Raw genomic sequence first — 26,300 nt, 5'->3', positions numbered from 1 at the left:
CGACCGCAACGAATTTCTGGAGACAGCGAATGCGTACCAGTCAGCCACAAACCATTTACCTGAAAGATTACCGTGTACCGGCCTTCCTGGTGGACCACGTCGACCTCCGTTTTGAGTTGTTTGAAGATGGCGCCCGGGTGCACAGCGTGCTGTCCATGCGCCGGAATCCGGAGTCGGGTGACCACCATGGCGCTCTTGAGCTGGATGGTGACAGCCTTAAGCTGGAATCCGTGGTGCTGGATGGCGCTACCCTGGATGAGGGGCAATACGAGGACCGTGGCGACACCCTGGTAGTCACAGACGTGCCCGATGCCTTCGAGCTTAAGGTGGTCACCTGGATTGAACCCCAGAACAACACCCGCCTTGAGGGGCTGTACAAGTCATCGGGGATGTTTTGCACCCAGTGTGAGGCGGAGGGCTTCCGTTGCATCACCTTCTTCCCGGACCGGCCGGACGTGATGGCGCGTTTCCGTACCCGGATCGAGGCGGACAAGGCTGCCTATCCAATCCTGTTGTCCAACGGTAACGATGTGGAGCGGGGCGACCTGGCTGACGGCCGGCACTTTGTCACCTGGGAAGACCCGTTCCCGAAACCCTGTTACCTGTTCGCGCTGGTGGCTGGAGACCTGGTGGAAAAGCGGGATACCTTCACCACTGTGTCGGGCCGCGACATCGACCTGCGGATGTATGTGGAACCGCGCAACTCGGAGAAGTGCGAGCACGCGATGGATTCCCTCAAGCGCTCCATGCGCTGGGATGAAGAAGTCTACGGTCGGGAATACGATCTTGATATCTTCATGATTGTTGCCGTGGATGACTTCAACATGGGGGCGATGGAGAACAAGGGGCTGAACATTTTCAACTCCTCCTGCGTGCTTGCCAGTCAGGACACCGCTACGGACCTGGCGTTCCAGCGCATCGAAGCGATTGTCGCCCATGAGTACTTCCATAACTGGTCCGGTAACCGCGTCACCTGCCGCGACTGGTTCCAGCTGAGTCTGAAGGAAGGCTTCACGGTCTTCCGGGATGCGCAGTTTTCCTCCGACATGGGCTCGCCCACAGTCAAGCGTATCGAGGACGTCACCCTGCTGAGAACGGCGCAATTTGCCGAGGATGGCGGCCCCATGGCGCATCCGGTGCGTCCGGCCTCGTACATGGAGATTTCCAACTTCTACACCCTGACGATCTACGAAAAAGGGGAAGAAGTGGTGCGGATGATCCATACTCTGCTGGGGCCGGAGCTGTTCCGTAAAGGCAGTGACCTGTATTTCGAGAGGCACGATGGCCAGGCGGTCACCACCGATGATTTTGTCTCCGCAATGGAAGATGCCAGCGGTCGTGATCTTTCCCAGTTCCGGCTCTGGTATGTACAGGCGGGGACGCCAGTGCTGAATGTCAGTGACCATTATGATGAAGCGGCGGGCACGTACAGCCTGACCATCAAACAGAGCATTCCGGACACACCGGGTCAGCAGGGCAAGCAGCCCCAGCACATTCCCTTTGCTCTGGGCCTGCTCGACAGCAACGGTCAGGACATGCCTCTGACCCTGGCCGGTGAAGGCGGCGGTTCCTCGTCAGAGCGGGTACTGGAGTTGACCGACGCCAGCCATACGTTCGAATTCACCGGTGTCAGCGAGCGCCCGGTGCCGTCGCTGCTGAGGCACTTCTCCGCGCCGGTGCGGGTGGTGTATCCGTGGACGCGGGAGCAGCTGCTGTTTCTGATGAGCCACGACACCGACGGGTTCAACCGTTGGGATGCCGGCCAGAGACTGGCAGTGGATGTGATCCAGTCGCTGGTTGATGCAGGGGATGATGCCGACATTGAGCCCAGGCTGGTTGCCGCATACCGCCAGTTGCTGTCGGATGAGTCTCTGGATCAGGCGCTGGTGGCCAAAATGATGCAGTTGCCCTCGGAGGCCTATCTGATTGAACTGGCGGACAGCCCGGATGTGCCCGCCATTCACCAGGCTCGGGAACGCGTGCTCACGCATCTGGCCGGTGAGCTGCGGCAGGACCTGTTGGCCTGCTATCAGCGCCACGCAGCGGACGGATCCTATGGCTTGTCCCCTGAAGAGATTGCCGGCCGCAGTCTGCGTAATACCGCGTTGGCGTGGCTCCTCCACATTGATGATGAGCAGGGGCGCGATCTGGCGATGGAACAGTTCCGCGAGGCGGATAACATGACCGACCGGCTCGGCGCATTGCGGGCTCTGGTCAACTCCGGATTCGTGCAGGAGCGGGAGCAGGCGCTGGAGAGCTTCTATCTGCAGTTTTCCGTGGATCCCCAGGTGGTGGAGCAGTGGTTCTCGGTGCAGTCATCCAGCCCGGCCACCGGCAGCCTGGAGCAGATTCGCCAGCTGATGACCCACGAAGCGTTCGACTGGAAGAACCCCAACAAGGTGCGTTCGGTCATTGGCGTCTTCGCCGGTCAGAACCTGTCGGCATTCCACGCGGCGGACGGTTCCGGCTATCGCTTCCTGGCGGAGCAGGTCTGCCGTCTTGATGACAGCAATCCGCAGATCGCGGCGCGCCTGGTTACGCCGCTGACCCGGTGGAAGAAATTTGCACCGGTCCATGGCGATCAGATGAAAATCGCCCTTGAGCAGATCCGGGACAAGAAAGGGCTGTCACGGGATGTTTACGAGGTTGTTCACAAGAGTCTCGTTGGCTAGGGGAGCCGATGCGGATGCAAAATCGCACTTTCGGTCGATAGACAATATTGGCCGATCGGCTAACCTGTCGGATAGTCGATAAACCATGAAACGACAATAAAAAAGGCCCTCGAAAGGGCCTCCAGACGGTATTAGGGTTTCATAATGATCTATAACAAGAACTTTTTCCTGGGCAGTCTGCTCGCGCTATCCGTGGCTTCTGCCCCCGCCGCGGCCGCCGTGTCATCCAATGAGGCTGCACGGCTCGGGCAGGACCTGACACCCTTCGGCTCCATCAAGGCCGGCAATGACGCAGGTACCATTCCTGCCTGGGATGGCGGTCTGACAACGCCGCCCGATGGCTATGAGGGCAGTGGCCAGCATCACATCAATCCGTTCCCGGATGACGAGGTGCTGTTCACTATCAATGCATCGAATATGGACCAGTACAGCGACTACCTCACCGACGGTGTCAGGGCTATGCTGGAAACCTACCCCACCACCTTCCGGATCCCGGTCTACAAGAGCCGGCGTACCCATGCTGTGCCGGGCTGGGTTGCCGAAAACACCAAAGAAAATGCGGTGAACGCGAAGATCGTCGGCGAGGGTGAGGGGCTTGACGGTGCGTTTGGCGGTTACCCGTTCCCGATCCTTCACGGCAATAATGAGGAAAAGGCGTGGCAGGCGATCTGGAATCACCTGACCCGGTGGCGGGGTGTCAGCGTTACCCGTCGCTCCAGTGAAGTGGCGGTCCAGACTGACGGCGATTATTCCCTCGTTACGTCCCAGCAGGAAGCCTTCTTCAATTATTACAGCCCTGAAGGTGGTGAAGAAGATCTGGAAAACGTGATTTTCTACTACCTCTCATTTACCCAGTCACCGCCCCGTCTTGCCGGTGGTGCCATCCTGATTCACGAAACATTGAATCAGATTATCAATCCGCGCAATGGCTGGGGGTATAACGCCGGCCAGCGCCGTGTACGCAGGGCTCCGAACCTGGGCTACGATTCCCCCATTGCCGCTGCTGACAACCTTCGTACTGCGGATGATACCGACATCTTTAACGGTGCATTGGACCGGTATAACTGGAATTACGAAGGCATGCGGGAAATCTACATTCCCTATAATAATTACCGCATTGGTGAGAAAGGCACGCCTTACTCTGACATCCTTGGGGTGTCCCACGTCAATCCGGACCTCACCCGCTGGGAACTTCACCGGGTGCATGTTGTGGAAGCAAATCTGAAGGACGGTGAGCGCCACATATACGCCAAGCGTCGTTTCTATATCGATGAAGACAGCTGGAACACCGTTCTGGTGGATCAGTACGACGGCCGGGGAGAGCTCTGGCGTGTCACTATGGGCCTGCCCAAGAACTATTATGAGCTTCCGGGCGTGTGGACAGTACTGGATGTTTACCACGATCTGCAGTCCCGGCGGTACCACGTTCTGGGACTGGATACGGAAGAGCCGAATACCCGTACCTTTTCCGACGATGTTCCCAACAGGCGTTATTTCTCTCCGGCGTCCCTTCGCCGCCGGAGTGTCCGCTGAGGTTTATATTGCCTCGGGAATGACGTCCTCGCCTGAAGTTATTGGCGAACCCACATACCGGTAACCATAAGGTTGCCGGTATGTTTATGACACCGGCCGTTACACGGCACAACAGAGACACAGTTCAAAACAACATAATAGGCAATCTGAATGGCTACAAGGTTGATGTGCAAGACTCTGGGTGCGGCTTGTCTTGGAGTATCCATGGCACTGTCCGCTCCCTCGGCGTTTGCGCTTGCGGATATCATCGAAACCCCATCACGGCCGACTCTGCTGGCCCCGCAGTCACTGCTTAATGATGTGACGCGTGCGGGCGACAGGATTGTGGCGACGGGTGAGCGGGGCCACATCATTTTCTCGGATGACGAGGGACAGACCTGGGTGCAGGGACAGGTGCCTGTGTCAGTCACCATGACTGGGATCGACTTTGGCACCGAGCAGCATGGCTGGGCCGTTGGTCACAGCGGGGTGGTATTGCACTCAGGCGATGCTGGTGAAACCTGGGAGCTTCAGTTAACCGGTATCGAAGCGGCAAAACTGGCGATTGAAACCAAACAGGAGCAGATTGCCGAGCTTGAACAGCAGATCGAAGAAGCGCCGGAAGAAGAGAAGGGCGATCTTGAATGGGCGCTGGACGATGTGTTTTTCACATTGGGCAATCTGGAAGCCGATCTTGACGTCGGGCCGGTGAATCCGTTGCTGGACGTGTGGTTTGAGAACGAGAATCACGGTTTTGTCGTCGGCGCCTATGGCATGATTCTGCGCACCACCGATGGCGGCGACACCTGGCGAGACTGGTCAACGCAGATTGATAACCCGCAAAGCTTCCACCTCAACAGCATCACCCAGATAACGGGTGGCGCACTGGTGGTGGTCGGTGAGGCTGGCAATATTCACGTGTCCGTTGATGGCGGAGACACCTGGGAACGTCGTGAAAGCCCTTATTCAGGTTCCCTGTTCGGGGTTATTGGCACCGGTCAGGTCAATGAAATGCTGGCATTCGGTCTGCGTGGCAACAAGATGCGTTCGACGGATCTGGGCAAGTCCTGGGAGATGATTACCAATGAGGCCGGCGCCACTCTGAACAGTGGCGTGGTTGCGGACGATGGACGTATCACCCTGGTAGGAAATGGCGGCGCAGTGCTGATGAGCACCAACGGCGGCGAATCCTTCCGACCGTACTTCCGGACTGACCGGGAAGGCGTCATGGCGGTTGTTCCGATTTCAGGAACCAACCTTCTCATCGTAGGCGAGGGTGGCGTCAAGTTCACCGACGCCCATGGCAAGAACCTTCAATAACGCCCTGATGCGGCAACAACAGAACGGATAATAGAGGGGCTTTTGAATGTCGAACCCGAAGCACGATAAGGGCGAACATTACCTGACGACACCGAAGGCGGAGCCGTTCCTGGAACGTCTGATCTTCAACAATCGGGCCATCATCCTGATTGCATTCTTTTTCCTGACGCTGTTTCTTGGCTATAACGCCATCAAGATCCAGCCGGATGCCAGCTTCGAGCGGATGATTCCGCTTGAACATCCCTACATTGTGAACATGCTGGAGCACAGGGACGACCTGGAGAACCTGGGTAACTTTGTGCGTATCGCCGTGGAAGTGAAAGAAGGCGATATTTTCACCAAAGAGTACATGGAGACCCTTAAGCAGATCACCGATGAGGTGTTCTACCTGAACGGTGTGGACCGTTCCGGGTTGAAGTCGCTGTGGACATCCAACGTGCGATGGGTGGAAGTGACTGAGCAGGGGTTCCAGGGCGGGACCGTGATTCCCGACGGTTATGACGGGTCCCGGGACAGTCTGGAAGCCTTGCGCCAGAACGTTCTGCGCTCCAACGAGGTTGGCCGCCTGATTTCGGACAACTTCCGTTCCACCATTGTGTACGCGCCGCTGTACGAGAATAACCCGGAGACTGGCGAGCCTCTGGACTACGGCAACTTCTCCCGTCAGCTGGAAGAGAAAATCCGCGACAAGTACGGCGCGGATAATCCCAACATCGAAATTCACATTGTTGGTTTTGCCAAGAAAGTCGGCGACCTGATTGAAGGGATTGGCGTCATTGCCTACTTTGCCGGCATCACGATTCTGCTGACAACGCTGCTGCTGTTCTGGTACTCCCGTTGTATCGCAGGCACGCTGGTGCCGGTATTCTCGTCCATTGTGGCGGTATTCTGGCAGCTGGGTATTCTCAGGCTTCTCGGTTATGGCCTGGACCCCTACTCGGTGCTGGTGCCGTTCCTGGTATTTGCGATTGGTATCAGCCACGGCGTTCAGGTGGTCAACGCCATGGCGATTGAAGCCTCCAAGGGCTTTGATCCGATTACCGCCGCACGGCTTGCCTTCCGGGCCCTTTATATCCCGGGCATGCTGGCATTGATTTCGGATGCCTTCGGGTTCCTGACCCTCTTGTTCATCCAGATTGACGTGATCAAGGATCTGGCAGTGGCTGCCGGTCTGGGTGTGGCAATCGTGATTATTACCAACCTGGTCCTGCATCCGCTGATCATGTCCTATATCGGCATTACCAAGGGTGGTGTCCGGCATGTGCAGAATCACGGCGAAAAGCAGGATCGCAAATGGCGGGTCATGTCCTACTTCTCCCACCCTGGCGTGGCACCGATTTCATTGCTGGTCGCCGTTATCGGTCTCGGCCTTGGGCTTTACTTCAAGCAGGACCTGAAAGTAGGGGACCTCGACCAGGGTGCGCCGGAATTGCGCGCGGACTCCCGCTATAACAAGGACAACGCCTACATCATCGACAACTACTCCACCAGTGCCGACGTTCTGGTGGTGATGGTGAAGACGCCAGAGGAGCAGTGCACCCAGTACAATGTGCTGCGCGCCATGGACAGCCTGCAGTGGGAGCTTCAGAACACGCCGGGCGTCCAGTCTTCAGCGTCGCTGGCGGATGTGTCCAAGATTGTGACCAAGGCCCTCAACGAGGGTAACTGGAAGTGGTATGAAATATCCCGCAACCAGACCATTATCAACGCGTCCATTCGTGAGGCCCCGGCGGGTCTGATCAACACCAACTGCGACCTGACTCCGGTCCTGGTCTTCCTTGAGGATCACAAGGCGGAAACGCTGCAGACCGTGGTAGAGCGTGTTGAGGAATTCGCCGAAAACAACAGCAACGAGGAGCATAACTTCCTGCTGGCAGCTGGTAATGCCGGTGTTGAGGCAGCCACCAACGAAGTGATTTCCAGCGCCAAGAACATGATGCTGATCTTCGTCTACGGCGTGGTCAGTCTGTTGTGTTTCCTGACGTTCCGTTCCATTCGCGCGGTGGCGTGTGTCGTGATCCCGCTGGGGCTTACTTCGATCCTGTGTGAGGCGATCATGGCGGTGTCCGGTATCGGCATCAAGGTGGCGACCCTGCCGGTAATCGCGCTGGGTGTGGGTATCGGTGTCGATTACGGTATCTATATCTACACCAAGCTGGAAAAATTCCTGCTTGAGGGCAAACCCCTTCAGGAAGCCTATTACGAGACCCTGCGTTCAACGGGTAAAGCGGTTATCTTTACCGGCGTGACCCTGGGCCTCGGTGTGGTGACCTGGATCTTCTCTCCGATCAAGTTCCAGGCCGACATGGGCTTCCTGCTGTTCTTCATGTTCCTGTGGAACATGGTCGGGGCCATCTGGCTGCTGCCGGCACTGGCGCGCTTCTTGCTGCGTCCGGACCGTATGCTTGCCAAGGCGCGGTCAAAGAAATAACCGCCGCCCGCACCTGCAAAAAAGCCCGCTTGGCGGGCTTTTTTGTTTCCCGGTCAACTGGTTAGCCAGCTAATGCAACCTTTATTTATGGTACGAAGTGGTCTATGTTTCAAGACGAACCAGAAGTTTGTCCGCATGCGGATGCGGGTTCCATATGATAATGATGAAAAAGGAAGATCCCATGACGCTAAAAATCAAAAGTTCTGTGCTCGCCCTTGCTGCCGCCGTTAGCCTTGGCGCCGCCTCCTCTGCGGTTTCCGCTCAGGAGCAGCAGTTTGTCACCATTGGCACTGGCGGGGTAACCGGCGTTTACTATCCGGCCGGTGGTGCAATCTGCCGTCTGGTGAACATGGACCGGAAGGAGCACGGTATTCGGTGTTCTGTCGAGAGTACCGGTGGTTCCGTCTACAACCTGAATGCCATTCGTGAAGGGGAGCTGGATCTGGCGGTCGCTCAGTCTGACTGGCAGTATCACGCCTTTAATGGCACCAGTGAATTTGAAGACGCCGGCAAGAATGAAAAACTGCGGGCGGTCTTCTCGCTGCACCCTGAGCCTTTCACCGTTGTTGCGAGCAAAGGCTCCGGCATCAAGACCTTTGAGGACCTGGAAGGCAAGCGCGTTTCTATTGGTAACCCCGGTTCCGGTCAGCGGGCCACGGCGGAAGTGCTGATGGAGGAAATGGGCTGGACCCAGGACAAGTTCTCCCTGGCGGCGGAAATCAAGGCTGCCGAGCAGTCCCAGGCGCTGTGTGATGGCAACATCGACGCCTTCTTCTATACCGTTGGACACCCATCCGGTGCCATCAAGGAAGCGACCACCTCCTGCGACAGTGTCATTGTGAGCGTCGACAACGACGCCACCAATAAGCTGATCGACGATAATCCATACTATCGTAAAGCCGTCATTCCTGGTGGCATGTATCGCGGCAGCGATGATGACGTAACCACCTTCGGTGTCGCGGCAACGTTCGTGTCTTCCACAGACGTGCCCAATGACGTGGTGTATGCGGTTGTTAAAGCCGTGTTCGAAAACTTCGACAGCTTCAAACGTCTGCATCCGGCCTTTGGTGTTCTGAACAAGGAAGAAATGGTGTCTGACGCTCTCAGTGCTCCCCTGCATCCGGGCGCCGAGAAGTACTACAAGGAAGCCGGTCTGATCGACTGATCTGTCTGTGCCTCAACACAGCGGGCCGTGTGCCCGCTGTGTTGTCGATTCAGGGGTTAACTTTCACGTAACAGGAATTCTTTATGGCAACGAGCGACCCGGCTAGAGGGACTGGTGTGCATGGCGGAAACGTAGAGCAGATTCTGCAGACAGAAGTCGGGGGCAGGGCAGCCAGCGGTAACGCCGCTATCATTCTATTTGTCATTCCTTTGGTTTGGTCGTTGTTCCAGCTCTGGATCGCATCACCGCTGCCGTATATCTTCAATTTCGGGTTGTTCAATTCCACCGAAGCACGTTCCATACACTTGGCGTTTGCCGTTTTTCTGGCGTTTTCGGCCTTCCCGATGATTAAGGGGCGGAACCTTCACAGTGTTCCTTTCTATGACTGGATTCTGGCCCTGGTGGCCGCTTTCTGTGCTTCGTACCTATATGTTTTTTATGAGGGGTTGTCCAGTCGCCCCGGGCTGCCGACGACCAGGGACCTCTGGGTTTCGATGATCGGTCTGGTGCTGTTGCTGGAAGCCACACGCCGCTCCCTGGGACTGCCGCTGACGATTGTTGCCGCTGTTTTCATCACCTATTCCATCGCCGGCCCTTACATGCCGAATGTCATTGCCCACAAGGGCGTGAGTCTCAGCAAGCTTGCCTCGCACCAGTGGCTCGGTACCGAAGGGGTGTTCGGGGTGGCGCTGGGTGTGTCCACCAGTTTTGTTTTCCTGTTTGTACTGTTTGGCGCCCTGCTTGAGCGGGCGGGGGCCGGTAACTACTTTATCAAAGTGGCCTATGCAGGCCTCGGGCACATGCGTGGCGGGCCGGCCAAGGCTGCGGTGGTCTCCAGTGGTTTGAGCGGGGTGATTTCAGGTTCCTCTATCGCCAACGTGGTGACTACCGGCACGTTCACGATTCCGCTGATGAAGCGAGTGGGCTTTCCGGCAACCAAAGCCGGTGCGGTCGAGGTTGCCGCCTCAACCAATGGTCAGTTGACCCCGCCTATCATGGGCGCCGCCGCGTTTCTGATGGTCGAGTATGTGGGCATTTCCTATCTTGAGGTGATCAAGCACGCCATCCTGCCAGCGCTGATCTCCTATGTCGCGCTGATTTACATTGTTCACCTGGAAGCCTGCAAGCTCAAAATGAAGGGCGTTGAGCGCCTGAATCGCCCGACGCTTGCCCAGAGAATGTTGAACTGGGTGGTCCTCCTGATCGGCCTCAGTGTACTGACGCTTGCGGTCTATTACGGCATTGGCTGGATGAAAATCTGGCTTGGCGAAGCGGCTGTCTGGGTTCTGGGGCCGTTGCTCCTGCTCGTATACGTGGGGCTCGTGGCCTACGCGACGCGTTTTCCGGAACTGGATATCGATGACCCGAACGCCGACATGGGCGAGCTTCCGGAGATGGGGCCGACGGTCAAAACCGGTTTGTACTACCTGCTGCCAGTGGTTGTTCTGGTCTGGTGTCTGACGGTAGAGCGTTTTTCTCCTCAGTTGTCCGCGTTCTGGGCCACTGTTTTTATGATTTTCATCGTGGTTACCCAGCGGCCGTTGAGGGCGTTTTTCCGTAAGCAGGGTGCCCTCCTTGAAAGCTTCAAAACCGGCATGCTGGACCTGGCCCATTCGTTGTCCACCGGCGCACGCAATATGGTGGGTATTGGTGTTGCGACTGCAACCGCAGGCATTGTGGTTGGTACCGTCACCCTCACGGGCATCGGTCTGGTCATGACGGAATTCGTGGAATTCCTGTCCGGTGGCAACCTGTTGCTGATGCTGATCTTCACTGCGGTCATCAGTCTGATTCTGGGGATGGGGTTGCCCACCACCGCAAACTACATTGTGGTATCTACCCTGATGGCGCCGGTCATCGTCACTCTGGGCGCTCAGAACGGGTTGATTGTTCCGCTGATTGCGGTTCACCTGTTCGTGTTCTACTTTGGCATCCTCGCGGACGATACGCCGCCTGTGGGGCTGGCAGCCTACGCGGCTGCCGCCATATCCGGGGCCGATCCCATACGAACCGGTATCCAGGGTTTCACCTACGACATCCGGACGGCGATCCTGCCGTTCATGTTTATCTTCAACACCCAGTTGTTGCTGATCGGGCTGACCGGATGGCTGGATCTGCTGATTACCATTGCCAGCGCTGTGACGGCGATATTGGTGTTTTCGGCGGCCACTCAGGGATACTGGTTTACCAAGAGCTACAAGTGGGAATCGCTGTTGCTTCTGCTCATTACTTTCACCCTGTTCCGGCCCGGCTTCTGGTGGGACATGGTCTATCCTCCCACCGAGGACCGTCCCGGCGTGGAGATCATGGAGTATGTGGAGACAGTGCCTGCGGATAATCCCATTATACTGAAAGCGTCGGGCATGTCGCTGGACGGCAGTGACGTAACCACGTACCTCAAGCTCGAAATCCCTGAAGGCGATTCGCCAGAAGAGCGGCTAATGAATGCTGGTCTGGAATTGCGGACCGATGGCGATCGTATGGCGGTTGAATTCGTCGGATTTGGAAGTCCGGCAGAGGATGCCGGCATCCAGTTCGGCTGGACAATAGACGCCGTTCAGGTAGAGCTGGAACGTCCCCCCCGGGAAATCATGTTCATCCCCGCCCTGATTCTGCTCGGGTTGCTGGCCTTCGGCCAGTTGCGGCGCAAGAGCAAGGAAGACGCCGCTGCCGCAACGGCTTGATTGCTCTGACTGTCAGGAAAAACCCGGCATTAACCTGCCGGGTTTTTTTCTGTTAAACTCCGCTGCGAATGCGGCCCGTGGTTTGTATCACGGATGGCCGCCAACACGTGATCTTTGGTACGGATCACCGCTGAGACCCACAGGAGATAATCATGCCCGTAGTAACCCTGCCGGACGGCAGCCACCGAAGTTTTGCCGAAGCCGTTACCGTCCACGACGTTGCCGCTGATATCGGCGCAGGTCTTGCCAAGGCTGCCCTTGCCGGACGCGTCAATGGCAAATTGGTGGACACCAGTTTCCAGATTGAAGATGACGCTGATCTTGCCATTGTGACTGAGCGGGATGAAGATGGCGTGGATATTATCCGCCATTCCACTGCCCACCTGCTGGCTATGGCAGTCAAGGAGTTGTTCCCGGCAGCCCAGGTGACTATTGGGCCGGTGGTCGATAACGGCTTCTACTACGATTTCAAGTTTGACCGTCCGTTTACCAACGAAGATCTGGCGCGCATTGAAAAGCGTATGGAAGAGTTGGCCAAGCAGGACATTCCGGTGTCACGTTCGGTGATGTCCCGGGAAGAGGCGGTAAAGCTCTTTGACGATATGGGCGAGGAATACAAGGTGCGTATCATCGAGGACATTCCCGGTGATGAAGACCTGTCTTTCTACCGTCAGGGTGATTTCATTGATCTCTGCCGTGGGCCCCATGTGCCCAATACCGGCAAGCTCAAGGCGTTCAAGCTGACCAAGGTGGCTGGCGCCTACTGGCGGGGGGATACCGGCAACGAGCAGCTCCAGCGGGTGTATGGCACCGCCTGGGGCAACAAGAAGGATTTGAAGGCCTACCTGCATCGCCTGGAAGAGGCTGAAAAGCGGGACCATCGCAAGATCGGCAAGAAGCTGCACCTGTTCCATATGCAGGAAGAAGCCCCGGGGATGGTGTTCTGGCATCCGGATGGCTGGTCCCTGTATCAGGAAATCGAGCAGTACATGCGCGATATCCTGCACCGTCACGGCTACAAGGAAATCAAGACGCCCCAGGTGGTTTCCCGGGCATTGTGGGAAAAATCCGGTCACTGGGACAAGTTCCACGACGACATGTTCACCACCGAGTCCGAAAAGCACGACTTTGCCATCAAGCCGATGAACTGCCCGTGCCACATCCAGGTGTTCAACCAGGGTCTGAAAAGTTACAAGGACCTGCCGCTGCGCCTCGCTGAATTCGGCTCCTGTCACCGGAACGAGGCCTCTGGCGCGCTGCACGGGCTGATGCGTGTTCGCGGCTTTACCCAGGACGATGCCCACATCTTCTGCGAAGAAGACGCCATTCAGGAGGAAGTGTCGCGCTTTATCGACCTGCTCCACGAGGTGTACAAGGACTTCGGTTTTGACCAGATCCTCTACAAGCTGTCGACCCGTCCGGAGAAGCGTGTAGGCTCCGATGAAGTATGGGACAAGTCAGAAGCGGCCCTGGAAGAAGCACTGAACCGGGAAGGCGTGGATTGGGAACTGTTGCCGGGTGAGGGCGCATTCTATGGCCCGAAAATTGAATTCTCCCTGAAAGACTGTATCGGTCGGGTATGGCAATGCGGTACCATTCAGGTCGATTTTTCCATGCCGGGCCGCCTTGGCGCCCAGTATGTGGCAGATAATTCCGAGCGCAAGACGCCGGTCATGCTGCACCGGGCAGTGCTCGGGTCGTTCGAACGTTTCATTGGTATCCTCATCGAGGAATACGAAGGCGCATTCCCCACCTGGCTGGCACCAACCCAGGTTGCGGTCCTCAATATCACCGATAATCAGCGTGATTATTGTCAGAATCTGGCGAAAAAGTGGGATTCTTTGGGCTATAGGGTTAATGCTGACTTGAGAAACGAGAAGATCGGCTTTAAAATCCGCGAGCACACTATTAATAAAGTTCCCTTTTTGATTGTTGTCGGTGACAAAGAAATCGAGAACAACGCTGTTGCGGTGAGAACCCGCAAAGGTGAAGATCTGGGAACTATGTCGCTTGAAGCGTTCGAACAGCTGCTGGCTGATGACATTCAACGCAAGGGCAGAACCAAAACGGAGATCTGATTATTAAACAGCGAGCGAATCGGGGTGGGCGCACACCAAAGGCGCCGATCAATGACAACATTGACGCAACTGAAGTCCGCCTGATTGATGCCGAAGGCACCCAGGTGGGAATTGTTCCGATCGAAGAGGCCTTGAAGCAGGCGGAAGAAGCCACTCTTGATCTGGTACAGGTTACGGATTCCGATCCGATCGTCTGTAAGATAATGGATTACGGCAAGAAGGTCTTCGAAGATAAGAAGGCCAAGGCGGCTGCCAAGAAAAAGCAGAAGCAGACGCAGGTCAAAGAGCTTAAGTTCCGTCCAGGAACTGAAGAAGGGGATTATCAGGTCAAACTACGCAACCTGGTACGTTTCCTTGAAAACGGGGACCGCGGCAAGATCACGATTCGTTTCCGTGGCCGTGAGATGGCACACCAGGAAATCGGTATGAAGCTCATGGGTCGGATCGAAACGGACATCGAAGAGATTGCAACGGTTGAGATGCGGCCGAAAATGGAAGGCCGGCAGATGACCATGATTGTGGCTCCCCGCAAAAAGAAGTGAACCTGATCGGGTGATGATCCCCCGCGTCTGCGGGGGATTTGTCGTTCAGGGGCACATTTTGTTTTATTTAAAAATAGAATGCGGAGTTTTAAAAATGCCTAAGATGAAAACCAAAAGCGGAGCTACCAAGCGGTTCAAGAAAACCGCCACTGGCTTCAAGCACAAGCAGTCCTTCACCAGTCATATCTTGACCAAGAAGAGCCCCAAGCGTAAGCGTCAGCTCCGTGGTACCAAGCTGATTGCCAAGTCTGACGTGGCTTCCATCAAGCGTATGACGGCGTGCTGATTCAGCCGCTAACCATTCCTGCAAAGGTTTAAAGGTAGAAGGATTAAAGTATGGCTCGTGTAAAACGTGGCGTGGTAGCACGTCGTCGTCACAAGAAGATTCTCAGTCAGGCCAAGGGTTATTACGGAGCGCGTAGCCGCGTTTATCGTGTAGCCAAACAGGCGGTTATCAAAGCCGGTCAGTATGCATACCGTGACCGTCGTAACCGTAAGCGCGCATTCCGCGCACTGTGGATTGCCCGTATCAACGCGGGTGCCCGCGCCAACGGTCTGTCTTACAGCCGTCTGATCGCTGGTCTGAAGAAGGCTAACGTTGAGATCGATCGTAAGGTTCTGGCCGATCTGGCCATGAACGAGCAGCAGGCATTTGCTGCCGTAGTTGAGAAGGCCAAAGCGTCCCTGTGATCGCTTAAGCTCTTTCATCGATTATTGATCGATCCGGACGTCCTCATGGTTTCATGGTGGCGTCCTCTAATAGGGGAAGGGCGCGCTCTTCCCCTATTTTTGTTTATAAGTACTGGTTTTGTTTATAGATACTGGTTTTAGTACTCCCATTTCTGGTTTGGAGCAGGGTCAATGGAAAACCTGGAGCAACTGGTTCAGGACGGGTTGGCTGCGGTAGAAAGCGCCGACAGCTTGCAGGCACTTGATCAAATTCGTGTCGAATACCTTGGCAAGAAGGGTGTGATCACCCAGCAGGCGAAAACGCTGGGCAAGCTTTCCGCGGAAGAGCGCCCCGCTGCCGGCCAGAAAATCAACGAGGCCAAGGGGCAAGTGGAGCAGGCCATCAATGCCCGCCGCTCGGACCTGGAGCGCGCAGCGATTGAGCAGAAGCTGGCCAGTGAATCCATTGACGTGACCCTGCCAGGCCGCGGTCAGGATCTGGGCGGTCTCCACCCGGTGACGCGCACCCTGCAACGCATCGAACAGTTCTTCTCCCGTGCGGGCTATACCGTGGAGCAGGGCCCTGAAATCGAAGATGACTACCATAACTTCGAAGCCCTCAATATTCCCGGTCATCACCCGGCCCGTGCCATGCACGATACCTTCTATTTTAATCCGGGCACTTTGCTGCGTACCCACACCTCGCCGGTGCAAATCCGCACCATGGCGGCGGGCAAGCCTCCGTTCCGCATGATATGCCCGGGGCGGGTCTATCGTTGCGACTCCGACATGACCCATACCCCCATGTTCCATCAGGTGGAAGGGCTGCTGGTGGAGAAAGACGTCAGCTTTGCCGACCTCAAGAGCACGGTGGAAGAGTTCCTCAGTGTGTTCTTCGAGCGCGACCTGGAGGTGCGGTTCCGGCCGTCTTACTTCCCGTTCACCGAGCCGTCCGCGGAAGTGGACATCGAGTGGGGGCGTGAGGCTGACGGCAGCATCAAGTGGCTGGAAGTCATGGGCTGTGGAATGGTGCACCCGAAAGTATTTGAACATTGCGGTATTGATGCCGAGGAATACCGTGGCTTTGCCTTTGGCCTGGGTGTAGAGCGCTTGGCCATGCTTCGCTACGGCGTGAGTGATCTGCGTATGTTTTTCGAGAACGACCTGCGCTTCCTGCGCCAGTTCCGATAACACGGCGATCAAACAGGTAATCGAATCAACAGGCAAAACCGCATCAGGACAAGGCAAATACCATGAAATTCAGTGAACAGTGGCTGCGCGAATGGGTTAACCCGACACTCAACTCCCAGGCGTTGATGGATCAGATCACCATGGCGGGTCTGGAAGTGGACGGATTCGAGCCAGTTGCAGGGCAATTCAGCGGTGTCGTCGTCGGGGAAGTGCTCTCCGTCGAGCCCCATCCCGATGCCGACAAGCTTCGCGTATGCCAGGTCAGCAATGGCCAGGACACGGTGCAAGTGGTTTGCGGTGCGCCGAACGTGCGTGACGGACTCAAGGTTCCTTTTGCCGTTGTGGGCGCCGTGCTCCCTGGTGATTTCAGGATCAAGAAAGCCAAGCTGCGTGGGCAGCCCTCCGAGGGCATGTTGTGTGCCGAGTCAGAGCTGGGGCTGTCGGATAACAGTGACGGGTTGATGGAGTTGCCTGCGGATGCACCTACGGGCCGGGATCTAATTGATTATCTTAAGCTCAACGATGTGACCATTGATGTCGACCTCACCCCCAATCGTGCGGATTGCCTGTCCATCAAGGGCATTGCCCGTGAAGTGGGTGTGCTCAACAGCCTGCTGGTCGAAGCGCCGGTGATTGAACCGGTTGCAGCGGTCCATTCCGAAGTGCCGGATATTGCCGTGACAGCCCCGGCTGGGTGCCCCCGTTACCTGGGGCGGGTTCTGCGTAATGTGAACCTGCTGGCGGAATCCCCGTTGTGGATGCAGGAGAAGCTCCGGCGCTCCGGTATCCGCTCAATTGATGCGGCGGTGGACGTCACTAACTACGTCATGCTGGAGTTGGGTCAGCCCATGCACGCCTTTGATCGGGACGAGATCAAGGGAGGCATCGTGGTGCGGATGGCAGAGCAGGGCGAAAAGCTGGTGTTGCTGGACGGCCAGGAAGTGGAGTTGACTGCCGATACCCTGGTGATTGCAGACCATGAAAAGCCCGTGGCTATTGCGGGTATTATGGGGGGCGAGCATTCAGGCGTGAGCGCAAGGACCCGTGATCTGGTGCTCGAATCTGCCTATTTCGAGCCTGTTTCTCTCGCCGGCAAGGCACGCCACTATGGCCTGCATACCGATGCCTCTCATCGCTTCGAGCGGGGTGTGGATTATGAGCTCGCCCGCGATGCCATGGAGCGTTGCACGGCGTTGTTGATGGACATCGTCGGCGGTGAGCCTGGTGAGATTGTTGAAGTTGCCAGTGACGAACATCTGCCGGGGGATCGTACCATCGACCTGCGGGAGCAGCGTGTGGCCGATGTCCTGGGCCTGGCCATTGACCGCACGACGGTCGAAGAGATCCTGAGCCGGCTGGGACTGCACATCGACAAGCTGTTGAAAGATGGCTGGCGCGTGCATGTGCCCACTTTCCGCCCGGATATCTCCATCGAAGAAGACCTGATTGAAGAGATTGGCCGGATCTACGGATACAACAATCTGCCTGTCACCGAACCGACAGGGGCCCTGGGGCTGCGCCCCCAGGAAGAGGCGGTTCGCCCGGTATCGGCAATCCAGAACTACTTTGTTGCTTGCGGCTACCAGGAAGCCGTGACCTACAGTTTTGTGGACCCAAAGGTTCAGCAACTGGTCGATCCGGATCGTGAGGGCATCGAGCTGGCCAACCCGATTTCCTCGGACCTGTCGGTGATGCGTACCAGCCTGTGGAGCGGACTGCTGAAAACCGTGGCCCATAACCAGAACCGGCAACAGCCGCGTATCCGCTTGTTCGAAACCGGCCTGCGCTTTTTAAAAGATGGCGATGCCATTGACCAGCAACCGATGCTGGCGGGTGTCGTGGTTGGCTCGCAACAGCCTGAAAACTGGGTGAATGGTCGCAGAGCAGCTGACTTTTTTGACGTCAAAGGGGAGCTGGAAAGCCTGTTCCGTCTCCTGGGGATCGAGATTCAGTTCCTGGCCAGTCAGCACCCGGCGTTGCATCCGGGACAAACGGCAGAGCTGTTACGAGATGGTGAACAGGTTGGCTGGATCGGAACGTTACATCCACAAGTTCAGAAAAATCTTGAACTTAATGGCACGATCCTGATGTTTGAGCTATCCTTGAATTCGATCGTCTCTGGATATGTGCCTAATTTCAAAGAAATTTCAAAATTCCCTGAAGTTCGGCGAGATTTGGCTATTATTATCGGAAACGATGTGGCGTTTGCCGATGTGGAGCGTGTAGCCAAAAAGCATGCCGGCGAGTGCCTGACGGCGTTACGTGCGTTTGATGTCTATGAAGGCGAAAGCCTGGGTGAAGGTAACCGCAGCCTTGCCCTGAGCCTTTTCTGGCAGCATCCTGATCGCACGCTTAACGAAGAAGAGGTGCACTCACTCTTCAACGGTGTGATTGAGGCATTGAAGGAAGAGCTGGGGGCAACACTGAGGAGTTAACAGATGGCGGCTTTGACGAAAGCGGAAATGGCCGAGCGCTTGTACGAGGAACTGGGCCTGAACAAACGCGAAGCCAAGGAAATGGTGGAAGCTTTTTTCGATGAGATCAGAGGCGCACTCAGCCATAACGAACAGGTGAAGTTGTCCGGTTTCGGGAACTTTGACCTGCGCGACAAAAAGCAGCGGCCGGGACGGAATCCGAAAACTGGTGAGGAAATACCGATCAGTGCACGGCGGGTTGTTACGTTTCGTCCAGGACAAAAATTAAAACAGAAAGTAGAAACGTATGCTGGAACCGAGTCATAACAACGAGTTACCCGCTATTCCGGGTAAGCGCTACTTCACGATTGGTGAAGTGGCCGAGCTGTGTGCCGTAAAAGCGCACGTACTCCGTTACTGGGAGCAGGAATTCCCGCAGTTGTCGCCGGTCAAGCGCCGTGGGAATCGCCGCTATTACCAGCGGGCGGATGTCATAACCATTCGCCAGATCCGCAGCCTGCTGTACGATCAGGGCTACACCATTGGTGGCGCCAAGCAGAAGCTGAGCAGTCATGAGGTGAAAGACGACACCTCCCAGTACAAGCAGCTTATCCGGCAGATGATCACCGAGCTGGAAGAAGTGCTGGATGTGTTGAACGCTCCACTGCGTTGATTGCGGCGGATCAGACGAAAAAACCGAAGGTTCGCCTTCGGTTTTTTTATGCCTGGTTCTGGCATCGACTATGCTGATGGGTGTTGCCTCGCTTTTAGCCCATACAAAGGAAACAAGATTATGGCCTTGAAACTTCATACCATTATCTGCAGTACCCGCCCGGGCCGGGTTGGCCCTGCGGTCGCCACCTGGTTCCATGACTTTGCCAACAGTCAGGGGCAGTTTGAGAGCAGTCTGGTGGATCTGGCTGACTTCAACCTGCCAGTCTACGATGAGCCCAGGCATCCGCGCATGCAGCAGTACGAGCATGAACATACCAAGGCATGGTCCCGGAGCGTTGCCGCGGCAGACGCCTACGCGTTTGTGGTCCCCGAATACAATTACTGTCCGTCTCCGGCGTTCGTCAACGCACTTGATTATGTCTACAGCGAATGGAACTACAAACCCTGTGGCTTCGTGAGTTACGGCGGTGTCTCTGGTGGTTTGAGGTCGGCACAGATGTCAAAGCAACTGGTCACGACCTTGAAAATGATGCCGATGGTCGAGGGTGTCATGGTGCAGATGCCGTGGGAACAAATTGACGAGAATAAAACCTTCAATGCCTCTGAGCACCACGAAAGCTCGGGCAAGGCCATGCTGGAAGAGATGGCCAAATGGGCGCAGGCACTCAAGGCCATGCGCTGAATCAATGAAAGGAGTGACGTCGTGAGTAACACAATGGCTGAAGCCGAACAGGCTTGTGATGCGGTTTCCTCCCCTTGCAGTGCGGTAGAGTTGATTCTCATGCCGAGAGAGACCGATCTTGGTGGCTTTTCCGTCAGGCGATTGTTGCCTACGGCGAAACGCAAAATGGTCGGGCCCTGGATCTTCTTCGATCACATGGGGCCGGCGCACTTTCCAGCAGGGCAGGGGATCAATGTGCGGCCTCATCCGCATATTGGTATTGCCACCGTCACTTACCTGTTCGAAGGGGAGATCCTGCACCGGGATTCCCTGGGGAGCCTGCAGCCCATTCGTCCGGGGGATATCAACCTGATGGTAACGGGGAGCGGCATGGTGCATTCCGAGCGGGAGCGCCCGGAAGTAACCGCGACAGACCACACGCTCGATGGTTTACAGCTCTGGCTGGCCCTGCCGGAGCAGAACGAAGAGGTTGAGCCGTCGTTCCATCATTACCCGAGTGAGGACATACCTGCGGTAAAAGTGGACGGCGTACCCGTGAGAGTGATGATGGGGAGTGCCTACGGCATGACATCCCCGGTCCGGCTTTTCTCCGACACCCTGTATGTGGAGGCCCATTTACAGCCTGGACAAACCCTGAGCCTGCCAGAAGCCGAGGAGCGAGCGGTCTACGTCGCCAGTGGCGCCCTGAAAGCCCAGGATACCGACCTGCCTGCCCAGTCCATGACGATCTTCGCCAACCAGCCGGGTATCGCGATCACGGCTGTGGAAGAATCCCGGATTGCACTGATCGGTGGCGAGCCCCTGGGCAAGCGGTTTATCGAATGGAACTTCGTGTCCAGCCGCAAGGAACGCATTGAACAGGCCAAAAGTGACTGGACAGAAGGCCGGTTTGATAAGGTGCCCGGGGACGAGGTGGAGTTTATTCCATTGCCCCAGAGGTAGGGGGCCCCTGGCTGCAACAGAGCGTCAGGAGTTTTCCCTGGCCAGTGCAATAAGGTCCTGGCGAATCTGGTCAGCGCTCAGGTCTGGCCTGATCAGCAGGCGGGCTTCGCCGTCCCGGTCAAATACATACACAGCGCTGCTGTGAGAGACGGCGTAGTTACCGTCAGCGTCGGGCTCGTCGTAGCCGAAGGTGGTGCGATAGCGCTTGGCAAGCTCACGCAACTCTGGCTCGTCACCGGTCAGGCCCACGATCCGCTTTCCAAAAAAATCTACGTAACTGGCCAGACGCTCCGGGGTGTCTCTCTTGGGGTCGACACTGACAAACAGGGCCAGCGTCTGTGACTGCAGTTCCGACGGCATGGCTTTTATGGCCTGGCTGAGCTTCTGGAGTGTGGTCGGGCAGACATCCGGGCAGGAAGTGAAGCCGAAAAACAGCAACCGTATCTGCCCGTCCAGTTCTCCCGCGCTGACGGTTTCGCCCGAGGTGTCCGTCAGTTCAAAGGCCAACCCTGGCATCAGGCCCTGAATATCCTTGCCGTGCCATGAGTCATCCTCTCCCAGGCAGCCGCCCAGCACGAAAGTTGTGGCCAGAAGCAGGGGCAGGTTGAGCCATGACCGAAGGTTTGCGGGAAAGTGGAAGCTCATGAAGTCGTCACCTTGATCGTGGTGGATCGGGTCGGGTATTTGCCATCTTCGTGCATCGCCCGTCGCAGGATAATCAGAATACCCAGGATGCTCATCATCGCGGGCGGTATCCAGGTCAGCAGCCCTCCGATCAGTTGGTCGGTTGCCGGTTCCATGGGCCATGCCCGGCCACACACTTCGTAGACGTCGTACACCATGCCCCGGGAAAACACGATGGTGGCCCCGAGGATCATCTGAGGTATCGCGACCAGAGCGAGAATCAGCATGCGCTTGCCATAGCCCAGAGCGGAGCTGAGGGCCGGAGATCGAGGGTCAAAGATCAGCCACCAGAAGAGCAGGCCATCCAGCAGCATGCTCCAGTTCATGATCCAGTAGAGATTACGGCTTAGCATCGCGTCAAAGTGGATGGGTGGCCATAGCCAGAAATAGATCAGACCCACGAACAACACGGAGGCAACCAATGGCTGTTGGAGGCAACGGTACACAAAACCCACGGGTTTCAGGGCGCCTTTAAGTCCGGGGCTTATCCGGTCGTACCAGAAGCGCATCACCGGTAACGGGTTGGACAGTGCAATCAGGAAAGGGCCCAGGTGGTGGAGGATCAGGTGCTGACCCCGGTGCACGAAAAACATGTATTGGGAATAGTAATCAAAACGGGTCTGCATAACGCCGTAGCAAAGCATTACGCCCAGCACGAACGTCAGGATGCGACCGCTGCCCGGGCGGTCACTTTCCGGCATCCGGAGAATGCCATAACCATAGAATGCCAGTACCAGCAGGTAGCTCAGTACGGTCAGTGCAGAGAAGTCGTAGGGGACTACATAGTCAAGCATGGACATGAGAGCGCCAGCAACAAGAAGAACGCATGGGTGTTTTTGTTAAGGATTCTGAGTGTTGCCGGAAATGAAAGGAATTACAAGATGGTGAAGCCTGAAAGCCGGCGACCAATGAGGAAAAGTGTGCTGAAATTGTGCCAGCAATGAAAAAGGCCGTCATCAACGTATTGAAATGACGGCCTTTGAATTGGTCGGGACGGCAGGATTTGAACCTGCGACCCTCTGCACCCCATGCAGATGCGCTACCAAGCTGCGCTACGCCCCGAAATGCTATTGGCCAGAGAGAAACTTGGGAGAAATCTCAGTGGCTTAGCGGGAGCGAAGTCTACACGAGCCCAAACCAAAAATAAACAGGCTTTTGGCGTTTAAGCCGGATTTTAATGGAGCTTGGTTTCTCGTAGCTTAACGATGAATTCCGGTGGTCCGAAGGTATCCGGCTGTGCTTCCGGCCAGTATTTGTCGAATACGCTAAGGCCGGTTTTCCCTTCCAGTAATGCGCCAGGCGCGAGGAAGGGGAGCATGTCCATATAGGACTGCACCTCAGTCTTTGAGGTTCGTTGAATGATGTGCTCTGGCCCAAGCTCGGATGGATGGTTCAGGCCAGAGGCTTCAAGCAGGTTCTGCAGGGCACACAGGGTGTTCTTGTGATAGCTGTAGACACGCCGGCTTTTATCTTCAACATCCAGCTTGTTGCCGCGGCGGGGATCCTGTGTGGCTACCCCGCTGGGGCAGTGTCCGGTATGACAGTTCAGAGCCTGGATGCACCCCAGCGAAAACATGTAGCCCCGGGCCGCGTTGCACCAGTCCGCGCCGAGGGCCAGGGTACGGGCGATATTGAAGGCCGACGTAATCTTGCCCGCGGCGCCGATGGCGATGTCTTCCCGCAGGTTGGTGCCTACCAGGGTGTTGTGTACCAGCAGCAACGCTTCCTTCATGGGCATGCCCAGGCGGTTAATGAACTCCAGGGGTGCGGCGCCGGTGCCGCCTTCGCCGCCATCCACCACGATGAAGTCCGGTTTCATGCCGGTTTTCAGCATGGCCTTGACGATCGCAAACCATTCCCAGGGGTGCCCGATGGCCAGCTTGAAGCCCACGGGCTTGCCGCCGGAAAGCTCCCTCAGGCGTTCGATGAATGCCAGCATTTCAATGGGGGTATTGAATGCCGAGTGCCTGGCCGGAGATACGACGTCTTCACCCACGGCCACGCCCCTGGCTTCCGCGATCTCCGGCGTCACTTTAGCGCCGGGGAGAATTCCTCCATGCCCCGGTTTTGCCCCCTGAGATAGTTTGAGCTCTATCATTTTCACCTGGTCCAGGGTGGCATTTTTCACAAACATGTCTTCGTTGAAGGTGCCGTCCGGGTGGCGGCAGCCGAAGTAGCCGGAGCCGATTTCCCACACCAGGTCGCCGCCGGGCTCGCGGTGGTAGCGGGAGATCGACCCCTCCCCGGTGTCCTGGTAGAAGTTACCCATCTTCGCGCCAGTATTCAGGCTCAGGATGGCATTGGCGGAGAGGGAGCCAAAACTCATGGCGGAAATGTTGAATACGCTGGCGCTGTATGGCTTCTGGCATTGTTTGCCAATAAGAATCCGGAAGTCGCTGTTTTCCAGACGTGTCGGATTCAGGGAATGGTTCATCCACTCGTAGCCCTGGTCATACATGCCCAACTGGGAACCGAAAGGACGCTTGTCGAGCACGTTCTTCGCCCGTTGATAGACGATGGTTCGCTGTTCCCGCGAGAAGGGCCGTTCTTCGGTGTCGGACTGGATGAAGTACTGGCGGATCTCCGGACCAATGGATTCCAGGAAATAGCGGAAGTTGGCGAGAATCGGGTAGTTGCGGCTCACGGTACGCCGGCGCTGCATCATGTCCCATGTGCCGACGACGGTAAGCGCGCCAAACGTAACCGGGAGCAGGTACCATCCTTCCAGGAACATGCTGAGTGGCATGGTGATCAGCAAGCCTGCAATGCTCACGGCAAAAGCAGTATATCTCAGGGGGAAGGTGGCGGTTTTCTCCATGGTGTCCTCATTCTGCGTTGACGATTTGCGGGTAAGTGTACGTGCTTACGGCATAAAACCATTAACCGATTTTCTCTCCCAACGGCGATGCCTGACAAATTGGTCTATGCTCAGTGAGGCGGCGACTCTAAATTGTGTCTTTGATGTTTCGAATTCAAAACACTAGACTGACGCGCTTGTAACCTGTGAACCTTAATTTTCGGTAATCATTCTGAACAGGAGGCTCCACGTGGGCGACGTTGTAAAAGACGAGTACCAGACGGATTACGTCGCGGGCCAGGATAATATAAATCCTTTCGGCCTCGACCTACATGCACCGGTATTCCCGATTACGGCGATATTGGTGGTGGTTTTTGTGGTTGGAACGCTGATGTTTCCGGCCGAGTCGAAAGAGCTTCTTGATGGTGCGAAATGGAACATCATCGGCACCTTTGACTGGTTTTTCCTGCTCAGTGCCAACATTTTCGTGGTGGTGTGCATAGCGCTCATTTTCATGCCGGTTGGTAAAATCCGGATTGGCGGTATGGATGCCAAACCTGAATTCTCCACCATATCCTGGTTTGCCATGCTGTTTGCGGCAGGTATGGGGATTGGCCTGATGTTCTGGGCGGTGGCCGAGCCAACGGCCTATTACACCGGGTGGTATGAAACGCCCTTTAATGTGGAAGCGAACACCCCCGCAGCGCATGAAATGGCGATGGGCGCCACCATGTACCACTGGGGTCTTCACCCTTGGGCCATCTACGCGATTGTCGCTCTTTCCCTGGCGTTTTTTGCCTACAACAAGGGCATGCCACTGACTATCCGCTCGGCATTCTTCCCGCTGCTGCGTGACAAGGTGTGGGGCTGGCCCGGCCACATTATCGATGTGCTGGCTGTTCTTGCCACTATTTTTGGTCTTGCAACATCCCTGGGTTTTGGGGCCCAGCAGGCGGCCTCAGGTCTGGAGTATCTGTTCGGAATCTCGTCCGGTATCAATGTCCAGATGGCCATTATCACCGGCGTTACCGCAGTTGCTCTGATTTCGGTTCTACGTGGCCTTGATGGCGGTGTGAAGGTTCTCAGTAACTTCAACATGGCCCTGGCGGGCATCCTGCTGTTCTTCATTATCTTTGCTGGTCCCACCATGACCATCATTGAAACTCTGTGGGTGACTTCATCCACCTACGTGACAAACATTATTCCGTTGAGTAACCCGTTTGGCCGTGAAGACGAAGCCTGGTTCCATGGCTGGACTGTCTTCTACTGGGCATGGTGGATTTCCTGGTCACCGTTCGTCGGCATGTTTATCGCCCGTGTTTCCAAAGGGCGTACGGTTCGTGAATTCGTGACCGCCGTGCTGATCATCCCGACCGTGATCACCGTTGTCTGGATGAGTGCGTTTGGTGGCTCCGCTCTGGAGCAGATCCAGCAGGGCGTTGGCGTGCTGGCAGAAGAAGGGCTGACCGATGTCTCCCTGGCCATGTTCCAGATGTTTGCCAACCTGCCGCTGACCGGCATTATCTCCTTTATCGGGATCGTGCTGGTGCTGGTGTTCTTCGTGACCTCTTCGGACTCCGGCTCGCTGGTAGTGGACAGTATTACCGCTGGCGGCAAAACTGATGCTCCGACAGCCCAGCGCGTATTCTGGGTAATCATGGAAGGTGCGATTGCCGCTGCGCTGATCTTTGGTGGTGGTGAAGACGCCCTTGGGGCAATCCAGGCAAGCGCCATTTCGGCAGGCCTGCCGTTTACGGCCATATTGCTCATTATGACGTGGGGGCTGTTGAAAGGCCTGACCCACGAACGGAAGCTGCTGGTTGCGGAAGGGAAGCTGTGATA

The 26,300-nt window shown here is 56.3% G+C and carries 20 protein-coding genes and 1 tRNA gene; 17 read left to right on the top strand and 4 right to left on the bottom strand.

What is annotated here, in order from left to right; all coding sequences use genetic code 11:
- Positions 1 to 29 precede the first annotated feature (29 nt).
- From pepN to ACJO5Y_RS13700, 16 genes are all read left to right on the top strand, one after another.
- The gene (pepN, locus tag ACJO5Y_RS13775; RefSeq protein ID WP_406987951.1) at positions 30 to 2,672 is read left to right on the top strand and encodes an aminopeptidase N; all 2,643 of its coding nucleotides are present in this window, start codon (positions 30 to 32) and stop codon (positions 2,670 to 2,672) included.
- A 144-nt stretch (positions 2,673 to 2,816) separates the two neighbouring features.
- A complete protein-coding gene (locus ACJO5Y_RS13770) occupies positions 2,817 to 4,205 on the top strand; it encodes a DUF1329 domain-containing protein (RefSeq protein WP_406987950.1) in 1,389 nt (462 codons plus the stop codon).
- Between the two features lie 204 nt (positions 4,206 to 4,409).
- Positions 4,410 to 5,504 carry a WD40/YVTN/BNR-like repeat-containing protein gene (locus ACJO5Y_RS13765; RefSeq protein WP_406987948.1) on the top strand — a complete coding sequence of 365 codons (1,095 nt, stop codon included), beginning with the start codon at positions 4,410 to 4,412 and terminating at the stop codon, positions 5,502 to 5,504.
- Between the two features lie 46 nt (positions 5,505 to 5,550).
- The gene (locus ACJO5Y_RS13760) at positions 5,551 to 7,935 is read left to right on the top strand and encodes an efflux RND transporter permease subunit (protein WP_406987946.1); all 2,385 of its coding nucleotides are present in this window, start codon (positions 5,551 to 5,553) and stop codon (positions 7,933 to 7,935) included.
- A 181-nt stretch (positions 7,936 to 8,116) separates the two neighbouring features.
- Entirely contained in the window at positions 8,117 to 9,100 is a 984-nt protein-coding gene (locus ACJO5Y_RS13755) for a TAXI family TRAP transporter solute-binding subunit (protein ID WP_406987945.1), read from the top strand.
- An 83-nt stretch (positions 9,101 to 9,183) separates the two neighbouring features.
- A complete protein-coding gene (locus tag ACJO5Y_RS13750) occupies positions 9,184 to 11,784 on the top strand; it encodes a TRAP transporter permease (protein ID WP_406987943.1) in 2,601 nt (866 codons plus the stop codon).
- A 152-nt stretch (positions 11,785 to 11,936) separates the two neighbouring features.
- Complete coding sequence (thrS, locus tag ACJO5Y_RS13745; RefSeq protein WP_406987941.1) at positions 11,937 to 13,862, top strand: threonine--tRNA ligase; 1,926 nt, start codon at positions 11,937 to 11,939, stop codon at positions 13,860 to 13,862.
- On the top strand, positions 13,859 to 14,404 hold the full coding sequence (infC, locus tag ACJO5Y_RS13740; protein WP_406988020.1) for a translation initiation factor IF-3: 546 nt from the start codon (positions 13,859 to 13,861) through the stop codon (positions 14,402 to 14,404). Before thrS ends, infC begins: the two co-directional genes overlap by 4 nt.
- A gap of 94 nt (positions 14,405 to 14,498) precedes the next feature.
- Positions 14,499 to 14,690 carry a 50S ribosomal protein L35 gene (gene rpmI, locus ACJO5Y_RS13735; protein ID WP_007151842.1) on the top strand — a complete coding sequence of 64 codons (192 nt, stop codon included), beginning with the start codon at positions 14,499 to 14,501 and terminating at the stop codon, positions 14,688 to 14,690.
- Positions 14,691 to 14,740: 50 nt separating this feature from the next.
- Positions 14,741 to 15,094 (top strand): 50S ribosomal protein L20, encoded by a 354-nt coding sequence (gene rplT / locus ACJO5Y_RS13730; RefSeq protein ID WP_012138471.1) that lies wholly within the window; start codon positions 14,741 to 14,743, stop codon positions 15,092 to 15,094.
- Between the two features lie 171 nt (positions 15,095 to 15,265).
- Positions 15,266 to 16,264, top strand: a complete 999-nt coding sequence (pheS, locus tag ACJO5Y_RS13725) for a phenylalanine--tRNA ligase subunit alpha (RefSeq protein ID WP_406987940.1) — start codon at positions 15,266 to 15,268, stop codon at positions 16,262 to 16,264.
- A gap of 62 nt (positions 16,265 to 16,326) precedes the next feature.
- Positions 16,327 to 18,699, top strand: a complete 2,373-nt coding sequence (gene pheT, locus ACJO5Y_RS13720) for a phenylalanine--tRNA ligase subunit beta (RefSeq protein ID WP_406987938.1) — start codon at positions 16,327 to 16,329, stop codon at positions 18,697 to 18,699.
- A gap of 3 nt (positions 18,700 to 18,702) precedes the next feature.
- Positions 18,703 to 19,005: an integration host factor subunit alpha gene (gene ihfA, locus ACJO5Y_RS13715; protein ID WP_127331513.1), complete on the top strand. Its 303-nt coding sequence runs from the start codon at positions 18,703 to 18,705 to the stop codon at positions 19,003 to 19,005.
- On the top strand, positions 18,986 to 19,351 hold the full coding sequence (locus tag ACJO5Y_RS13710) for a MerR family transcriptional regulator (RefSeq protein WP_406987937.1): 366 nt from the start codon (positions 18,986 to 18,988) through the stop codon (positions 19,349 to 19,351). Before ihfA ends, ACJO5Y_RS13710 begins: the two co-directional genes overlap by 20 nt.
- 120 nt (positions 19,352 to 19,471) lie before the next feature.
- Positions 19,472 to 20,035, top strand: a complete 564-nt coding sequence (locus ACJO5Y_RS13705; RefSeq protein ID WP_406987935.1) for an NADPH-dependent FMN reductase — start codon at positions 19,472 to 19,474, stop codon at positions 20,033 to 20,035.
- A gap of 21 nt (positions 20,036 to 20,056) precedes the next feature.
- A complete protein-coding gene (locus ACJO5Y_RS13700) occupies positions 20,057 to 20,977 on the top strand; it encodes a pirin family protein (protein ID WP_406987933.1) in 921 nt (306 codons plus the stop codon).
- Between the two features lie 24 nt (positions 20,978 to 21,001).
- Here ACJO5Y_RS13700 and ACJO5Y_RS13695 read toward each other — a convergent pair whose 3' ends face one another.
- From ACJO5Y_RS13695 to ACJO5Y_RS13680, 4 genes are all read right to left on the bottom strand, one after another.
- Complete coding sequence (locus ACJO5Y_RS13695; RefSeq protein WP_406987931.1) at positions 21,002 to 21,622, bottom strand: SCO family protein; 621 nt, start codon at positions 21,620 to 21,622, stop codon at positions 21,002 to 21,004.
- The gene (locus ACJO5Y_RS13690) at positions 21,619 to 22,461 is read right to left on the bottom strand and encodes a cytochrome c oxidase assembly protein (RefSeq protein ID WP_406987930.1); all 843 of its coding nucleotides are present in this window, start codon (positions 22,459 to 22,461) and stop codon (positions 21,619 to 21,621) included. Before ACJO5Y_RS13690 ends, ACJO5Y_RS13695 begins: the two co-directional genes overlap by 4 nt.
- Positions 22,462 to 22,646: 185 nt before the next feature.
- Positions 22,647 to 22,723 (bottom strand) — tRNA-Pro (locus ACJO5Y_RS13685).
- A gap of 112 nt (positions 22,724 to 22,835) precedes the next feature.
- The gene (locus ACJO5Y_RS13680) at positions 22,836 to 24,479 is read right to left on the bottom strand and encodes an FMN-binding glutamate synthase family protein (RefSeq protein WP_406987928.1); all 1,644 of its coding nucleotides are present in this window, start codon (positions 24,477 to 24,479) and stop codon (positions 22,836 to 22,838) included.
- A 229-nt stretch (positions 24,480 to 24,708) separates the two neighbouring features.
- Between ACJO5Y_RS13680 and ACJO5Y_RS13675 the strand changes: the two genes are divergently transcribed.
- Positions 24,709 to 26,298 (top strand): BCCT family transporter, encoded by a 1,590-nt coding sequence (locus ACJO5Y_RS13675; RefSeq protein WP_406987926.1) that lies wholly within the window; start codon positions 24,709 to 24,711, stop codon positions 26,296 to 26,298.
- The last annotated feature ends 2 nt before the right edge of the window (positions 26,299 to 26,300 follow it).

Source organism: Marinobacter alkalisoli, from assembly GCF_045449855.1.
Classification (GTDB): Bacteria; Pseudomonadota; Gammaproteobacteria; order Pseudomonadales; family Oleiphilaceae; genus Marinobacter.
The sequence above is the reverse complement of the archived record's forward strand: the minus strand, read 5'-3'. Positions and strand labels throughout refer to the sequence as shown.